This window comes from Actinomyces sp. HMSC075C01, assembly GCF_001812965.1.
In the GTDB taxonomy this organism is placed as follows: domain Bacteria; phylum Actinomycetota; class Actinomycetes; order Actinomycetales; family Actinomycetaceae; genus Actinomyces; species Actinomyces acetigenes.
This window is the reverse complement of the sequence record NZ_KV810902.1, coordinates 1-1,823: the sequence shown is the minus strand read 5'-3', so window position 1 is coordinate 1,823 and position 1,823 is coordinate 1. Positions and strand designations below refer to the sequence as shown.

At 60.2% G+C, this 1,823-nt stretch carries 2 protein-coding genes and 1 pseudogene; all 3 read left to right on the top strand.

Features of this window, described 5'->3' with window-relative positions:
- A partial coding sequence (locus tag HMPREF2883_RS15185; protein ID WP_218079104.1) for a hypothetical protein occupies positions 1–499 on the top strand: 499 nt, incomplete at its 5' end.
- Positions 500–1,079: 580 nt separating this feature from the next.
- The gene (locus HMPREF2883_RS00015; RefSeq protein ID WP_256699824.1) at positions 1,080–1,649 is read left to right on the top strand and encodes a hypothetical protein; all 570 of its coding nucleotides are present in this window, start codon (positions 1,080–1,082) and stop codon (positions 1,647–1,649) included.
- Positions 1,612–1,823 (top strand): annotated as a pseudogene (locus HMPREF2883_RS15785) (hypothetical protein); the annotation flags it as partial. The gene HMPREF2883_RS00015 and the pseudogene HMPREF2883_RS15785, both read left to right, overlap by 38 nt.

Genomic DNA, 1,823 nt, shown 5'->3' with positions numbered 1-1,823 from the left:
AGCACCACCAGATCCCTGTCACGACAACCCAAACGAGCCATCAGACTACTCACCCAAACCCCCACCTAAACCGACTTTGCCGACCCCCTGGTTGCCGGTGACGACGCGCATGTACGAGCCTGGCGATGAAGAAGGCGAGGGCGTTACCTGGGAAAGGACGATTGTTTCGGAACCTTCTCATCTCATCATCGAGGACCTCGGCGCAGACCAGCTGGGAAAGGTTGTCAATTGCGGCGGTCAACTGGTCCGATCGACCATCATTCTTAGAACCTATTGCGAACAGGCAGGGTCGGTGGCAGAGGCCCGCAAAGTCGGTCTATATGGGGATTGGGTGAGTAACTTGATGGCTCGTATTGGTCGTCTTGCCAGGGGCCTGCTGGTTGTTACAACGGAGGCACTGGGCCCGTGGAAGAGGCGGATGAGGTTGAAAGCCAGGTTAAACAGCGCAGCCATAGTCTCGGGACAGTTGGCGGTGCGCAGTTGGTGTCGATCCTCGTAAAACGATATTTCGGACCCAGCGGGGCCAGTCCTCTATTCGCCAGTGGCCCCGGACCAGACTGCGCCCTGCTAGGGCTGAGCATCGATCACAAGCAGGGAACAGATCAGGTGCACCACCTCCACTGACCTCCCCTTGCTGCTGCTGTTTTGCCCATATTCTTAGGGAATTTGTTGTCCTGGCGTGTCGAACATGGAGTTTTATTCATGGGGTTTAGGTGAATATGATCCCGAGGACTGCTGTAACGGTTATCTGGAAAGTTTCCGATGATCCTCTGTGGCCGGTATGCAGGATCCTCCAGGTCCTTGGGTGTTCGCGATGACCCTTTCGATCTCGTATCTGATCTGGTCGACGGTTCGGTTATATGTCTTGTCGTCGGGGGGTGAAGGGGCAGTTTCGCGGGTTTTCTCCTCAGGGTGATCATGCCCAACCCGATGTATCCCTGGTCGCCGATATGTGAAGGAGGACTCACCTGACTCGTGACACCTTGGTGGGTTTTCGGTGACTCGGCGTGAGTTTTCGTTGGTATTGCGGTGTTGGGGGTCTGGTGGTGGGGCACTAAGAGCCCGTATGGTGCGCTGGTGTGAGCCCGTTTGTGCGCAAGGTCAGGACAGCCTCGGGGGCCACGGCTGTTCAGATCGTGTCCAAGTCCGGTGGTGTGCGCCGGATCGTGGAGCACCTGGGGTCAGCCCACGACGAGACGGAGCTGGAGGTCCTGCTGGAGGCCGGACGGCAGAAGATCGCTGCCTGGCAGGGCCAGGGGCTGCTGGACCTGGAGTCTCTGGAGCCGGCACCGGGATGCACCAATCTGGCCAGGACCATGGTGGAGTCCAAGCACTCCAGGTTGTTGTGGGAGGTCCTGCACGGCGCCTACAGGCGTCTGGGCCTGGGTGAGGCGGTCGGGGGTGATCGGGCCTTTGAGCAGATGGTTCTGGCGCGTCTGGTCGAGCCGACCTCCAAGGCCCAGGTCCCCCGGGTGCTGGGTGATCTGGGCGGAGGTAAGTCAGCGTGCGGACCTTGTTCCGCTCCCTGGGGCGCTGCGGGCAGCGGGGCTACCGCGAGGCGATCTCTCAGGCCTTGTTCGAGCACGTCACCAACACCTCCGGTCTGGCCCTGTGCCTGCAGGCGTCACCACGCTGTATTTCGAGGCTGAGAAGGAGGACGACCTGCGGCGGGTGGGTTACTCCAAGGAGAGGCGGGTCGATCCCCAGGTCATTGTCGGCCTGCTGGTCGACCGCCGTGGTTTCCCCCTGAGAATCGGGTGCTGGGAAGGGAACAAGGCTGAGACCACCAGAGCGTGTTCAATGGTTTGTGTAAGCCCCTCCGT